This window comes from Corallococcus terminator (genome assembly GCF_049194865.1).
Classification (GTDB): domain Bacteria; phylum Myxococcota; class Myxococcia; order Myxococcales; family Myxococcaceae; genus Myxococcus; species Myxococcus terminator_A.
Genome location: NZ_JBLZWL010000097.1, coordinates 89,022 through 94,420, shown reverse-complemented (window position 1 = coordinate 94,420; position 5,399 = coordinate 89,022). Strand labels below are relative to the sequence as shown.

Below are 5,399 nucleotides of genomic sequence, written 5' to 3'. Positions count from 1 at the left end.
CGTCAGGAGCCGCACGCCCCGCTCCAGTGCCGGAGCGGGGCGTCTGTCTTCAGGGCGCCTGGGGTGGATTCGGCGCACAGGCGCGTGCGAGTACCCGCTCCGGGTTCCACTGGCAGGGCCTCAAGAACCCACCCAGTCCGACGGCCAGGCTCAGGACGGCCAGTGCGGCCCAGAGGAGGACGAGGGGATGGGTCGCGACGCGCGAAATCGGAAGCGGGGCGAGCATCTCGGTTCTCTCCTCTCGCGAACAGGGTTCGTCCGGTAGGAGAGAAGGGTGGCGGGAGCCACCCGGGCAGGTCCATCCCAGGAATGTGGGGTCTTCGCGTCCAGAGGGCGCTCAGGGAACCCAGTCCACCATGGTTCCGATGGCGAAGGAGTCCGTCAGACTTCCATTCGTCGCCCGGGCCGTCAGCAGACAGGTGGGGCTGGGCAGGGGAGTGGTCCAGGTGTACCGCACCGAGCACGTCGCGGGAGCGGGGCTGGCCGCGCACGTGTCGACGCCGCGCACCACGGTGCCGCACGTCGAGTCGAGCGACGCGGTGCGAGTGCCGTGTCGGTTGCCATAGTCCACGAAGAACTCGATCTGGAAGGTCCGGTTCGGGCCCACGAAGGGCAGTCGCGTCACCGCGTCCTGGCGCGAGAACTGGCGGGCGCTCAGGCCGGTCCCCTGGATGTGGATGGCGGTGACGAGGGGCCGGGTGATGTACTCCGCTTCGATCTCGACCTCGCCAGTCTGCGGCGTCGTCAGCCCCTGGACGCCCACGGTGATGCTCTGGCTTACCGTCACGCCGCGCGCTGTGACGTCCACCTGGATGCGGCAGGTGCCAGCGTCACGTGGCACCCACTGGGTATATGAGGAGGTGGGGTGGGTGAACACGCTCGTCGGGCAGTTGCTCGTCCACTGGTAGGTCAGGACGTCCCCGTCGAGGTCGCGGGCCGACACGCTCAAGCTGGTGTACTGATTGACGCGGGACGGCCCGGTGATGGTCGCTCCGAAGATGAAAGGCGCGATGTCGGGCTGGGGCACCGGCGGCGTGAGGTCCTGGACGCGCAGGAGGGCAGTCACCGTCGTACCTCCGACGACATCCACGGAGGTAGTGCCGCTCGCGACGAGCACGGGGTTGCCCGCGCCATCGTCGACATAGCCTTGCGCCGTCAGGGTCTGAGTTCCGACGGGCAACACGAGCGTGCCGGTGAAGGTGTCCGTCGTCGCCGAATACGACAGGGATTGAGAGACATTGGCCGGCTGCACCGTGAGGACCAGACTGTCGAGCTGCTGGGCGGTCAGGCCGCTGACAGACAATCTCATCTCACCGGAGAGCTCCGGCTGAATCGACTCCTCGAGGCCGTCAGAACAGGCCATCCACAGCGAGGCGAGACTGCACATGACGACGTTCCATGACTTGGACATGGAGATCTCCTGGGCTTGGTTGGGGGGTGAGGGGGAAAGCCTATCCGCGCCCGAAAAGCCGGCACAGTGATGCCGGGGTGACCCAGGATGGGCTGTGAGCATGGGTCCACCCGGACCAGAGGCGATGGAACGAGCAGTCGGGGCTGGGCGTCTTCTGGGGGCTCGGGCGAGACTCCTCGCCCACACCCTCCTTCTGGAGAATCGAATGGGACTCGCCGAACGCAAGGCCGCGAAGCAGTTCGAGGAAACGCTCTACCCGAAGCTCCAGAAGGACGTGGAGGCCGCGGCGCGCTTCGAGGTGCCCGTGCAGGTCGACTGGGCCAGCCTCACGGCGGAGGGCTACGCGGAGCTGTATGCGGAAGCCTGGCCTCAGGTCTATTTCGCCCCGCTCATCGGCGCGCTGGACGCCCTGGGGCAGGACGACCTGGGCCGCGACTTCCTGCGAGGCGCGCTCAAGCGCATCGTCATCCGCAACTCGTCGAGCAACTCGTCCGCGTCCAGCATCGCGACGTTTCAGGAGGGGGTGCTCACGTTGGACCATGAGCCCGTCACGAACCTGGACCAGGTGGATGACCGGAAGGAGGCCATCCGGAAGACGCTCGAGGCCGCCCCGGAGCTGCCGAATCCGTACACGGGTGACCCCCTCCGTTCCTTCCTGGAGGCGGATGCCAAGGGTGTGGATGCATTGCTCCATGCATTGGTGCGCATCACCGCGCGGGAGCGGGCGGGGGTTCCGCTGTTCCTTCCCCGCGCGACGCTGTCCCTGCGCAGCGGCCGAGCCATCACCGGCGTCGTCCGGGAGATGCTGGAGGACCGTCGCGAGGGCCGCTCCATCCTCGTTTTCGCTCCCCGGGAGGGTGGCTACTCGCAGGAGGATGCCTCCATCATCCCCGTGGGCACCGTCGAGGCCGTCACCGTCCACGATGTCGTGTGGTTCGGCGAGCTGCGGCGAGATTCCGTGCCCGTCCCGTCGCTGCTGGATCTTCGCCGTCAGCTCATCGCGCTGGAGGCCCGCCTGCGCGCGGTGACCGAGGCTCCGTTGGAGGTGATGCTGGCGCCCGGGGTCAACCCCGCGAGCGCGGAGGAGTTGCGCGCGCTGGGCTTCCTCGCCGAGCGCGTCCGCGAAGTGGTGGAGTCCCTCGCCAAGGACGAGATTGGTCGCACCGCGCTGCGTGAGAAGGTGAAGCGCATCCAGTTGCGCACGGATGCCCAGGCCTCCGTCTCCGTTTCGAACGGGACACTGGATCTGGTCTCAGGGCTCCGCCCGGTGAGCTGGCAGACGCATCAGGAACTGGAGCAGGCGCTCCAGAAGGCGCTGTAGCGCCCACGTCTTCAATCGGTGCCTCGGCCTCGTCAGTGCGGACCGATGTACGGGGCCGACGCATGTGGCGCGGTGGTGGGCCGTGCTTGTGGCCGTCAAAGGCTGAGCGTCATTCGCGTTCGTCGCAGCGCCACCTGGACACCACGCTGGCGCGGTCAACCACCTGGCGCTCGGTGATACGCGCGGAACCCCTTGGAACATCAAGGGGTTCCGCTATGACCCCGACAGGAATCGAACCTGTGGCCTGCGGTTTAGGAAACCGCCGCTCTATCCAACTGAGCTACGAGGTCGTTCGCGGCTAAATCCGCAGAATTACTCGTTATTTCAAACGAAGGGTGGCCACTGCTGGTGGCTCCCTTCGCACTGAAGCGGTTTATAGCAGGTGCCCGGACGCGCGCAACGAGAGCGATGCCCTGATGGGCACGCCCGTTGAGCCCGGTCTGATGCCTTGCGAACAACGGGGCTCCGTCCCAGGAGCACGGAAGCGAGCCCGGGTGGCCGCCCCCTCGCCCACCACAGGGGCCAGGGAGCACCCACCGCCCGCCCTCCAGCGACAGGCCCCAGGTACTGCCCCACTACTGGTCGAACACCGAGATCTTGTCGACCTTCACATAAGAGATGTCATGCCAGTACACGCGCGTCTCGATAGCGTGACCCAGCCGGTTGTCCAGGGAGAAGCTCAGGCTGAAGTCTCGATACATGTAGGGCTGGATGAATGACGAGCGCGGAATGGCTCGCGTCGCGATGACCTGGTCTGTCGTGGCGTCATAGACATCCACCGTCACCACGTTGCCGCCAGTCGTGATGGAGTCGACCATCAGTCTGAAGATCGCGTTCTTGGCGCCATCCCCCCAGTGGCTGGCATAGGGCCCGTAGAGGAGTCGGCCCTGCGAGTCGGCCGCGGTGCTGGCGGACCAACCATCGCCATCGGTGCGACCTACGAGCTTGAAGAGTGAACCGCCCTCCGCCTCGTAGACGAAGGGGAGGGTGTACTCTGCCGGAAACGAGATACGGCGCGTGGTTTCGATGGACCGGGTGCCGCCCGCGATGGGCAGCGAGATGCCCCGATGCAGCACGCCACCACCCACCTCCATTCCCCCGTGGACGTTGCACAGGCAGAAGCCCGTGTCGTCATTGTCGACAGGGCCCAGGGACTCCATCTTCAACGAGTCTCCGAGCGACGCACGTCCCCGCGCGCTCCAGGAGATGGACGTCGCCAGCCATCCCCAGACCTCGTCCTCGTTCGACGACGTGGCCGGGCGGCGCGCGGTCCACTGGCCCGCGGGGAACGTATAGGGTGGCACGGGCCCCGAGACAGCGCGCAACTCCGGGCGCACCGTGTGGAACAGGTTGGCCTTGGCCGGCTGGGTCGCTGGCAGCTTCGACAGGACCAGCCCTCCAATCACGGACCACACTTCCTGCCCGAAGGCCGGGTTCCCCGCCGGATTGTCGAACTGGTAGGTCCGATCAAAGAACGCCTTGTCCCCATGCAGGACGTAGCCGAGCCGCAGGAACACGGGACGTCGGACTCCGTCGGAGAAGAGGAAGTCCTGGTGGCAGAGGTCTCCCTCCTTCGCGCCATCCCTCCCCGCATCGGACTCCTTGGTGATGGGCGCCTCGTAGACCAGGCGGAGCGAGGTGGCGCTTTCCTCCTGGAGGGAGGGACGGACGCGCCGGGCCCAGGCCATGCGGTTCTGGGCACACGCCGTCCAATGGGGCACGTCAGGGTCGGTGACCGGCGCCGCCTCGTTGATGCTGTACCAGTTGCAGATGGTTCGGACGCAGGCGCTGCCCGTACACGCCTCATTGGTGTCGCATTGCCCGTTCCTGTTGGGGTCCTCGCCAGGCTCCGGAGTCTCGTGGGGCAGCTCATAGTGCTCGGCGCCGCTGTAGCCCGCCATCCACGCGCCATTGCCGTCCTCGGCCACGCCCAGGAAGCTCACGGGGCGTCGGGTGGTGGGCTGCTCATGGACGAAGGCCAGTGCGTCTCCCGTCGCGCCATTGAGAAGCCAGAGGGCGTTCATCTTCCCGTAGAAGCCCGTCTGGTCAATCCATGCCATGTAGTGCTTGCCGACGAAGACGAGGTCTCCGGCGTTGGGGCCGTCTCGACGGAGTGGGGCGGTGGCCGGGTCATAGGTCCCGAACCCCAGCCCCTCGATGGCCCTTCGAACCAGGGCCTGGACGTGCGCGGGAGAACTCTCGGTGAAGTTCCTCACCTGCGGCTCTCCCTGGGCGAAGTCGTCGAGGTGGACCGTGACCTTGTCGATGTTCAGGTAGGCCTGATCGAGCCAGCCCAGGCGGACCTCCATCTGTTGACCGGCGCAGAGCCGCAGGTCGAACCAGAGGTCGAAGTCCTGATATTCGAAGGTCCGGGTGAAGTCTCCTCGCCGCAGTTCCTTCGTGGCGATGAGGCGATCACTGTCGTAGCAGTAGACGTCCAGGTTCGCGACGGGAACGTTGTTGGAACTGTTGTTGTCGATCATGATTCGAAAAACGGCCTTGCCCGCGCCGGCACCCCAGTTCGTGGCATAGGGACCGTAGACGAGCGTGCCCCGTGCGTAGGCCGCCGTGTTCGCGGCCCAGCCGACGCCTTCCGGATAACCAATGGCATGCTGCAAGTTCGTTTCTGCTTCGTAGATGAAAGTCCTATCAAAGGACTCCGCTGAT

At 66.2% G+C, this 5,399-nt stretch carries 3 protein-coding genes and 1 tRNA gene; 1 reads left to right on the top strand and 3 read right to left on the bottom strand.

All coding sequences use genetic code 11. From position 1 onward, the window contains the following. Positions 1 to 337: 337 nt before the first annotated feature. Positions 338 to 1,411 carry a hypothetical protein gene (locus ACN469_RS30010; protein WP_498773349.1) on the bottom strand — a complete coding sequence of 358 codons (1,074 nt, stop codon included), beginning with the start codon at positions 1,409 to 1,411 and terminating at the stop codon, positions 338 to 340. Positions 1,412 to 1,616: 205 nt separating this feature from the next. On the opposite strand from ACN469_RS30010, the gene ACN469_RS30005 reads away from it, so the two are divergent. Then, positions 1,617 to 2,732 (top strand): hypothetical protein, encoded by a 1,116-nt coding sequence (locus ACN469_RS30005; protein ID WP_498773347.1) that lies wholly within the window; start codon positions 1,617 to 1,619, stop codon positions 2,730 to 2,732. A gap of 216 nt (positions 2,733 to 2,948) precedes the next feature. Here ACN469_RS30005 and ACN469_RS30000 read toward each other — a convergent pair. Next, positions 2,949 to 3,022: transfer RNA gene (locus tag ACN469_RS30000), tRNA-Arg, on the bottom strand. A 285-nt stretch (positions 3,023 to 3,307) separates the two neighbouring features. Further along, the gene (locus tag ACN469_RS29995) at positions 3,308 to 5,350 is read right to left on the bottom strand and encodes a hypothetical protein (protein WP_498773345.1); all 2,043 of its coding nucleotides are present in this window, start codon (positions 5,348 to 5,350) and stop codon (positions 3,308 to 3,310) included. Positions 5,351 to 5,399 lie beyond the last annotated feature (49 nt).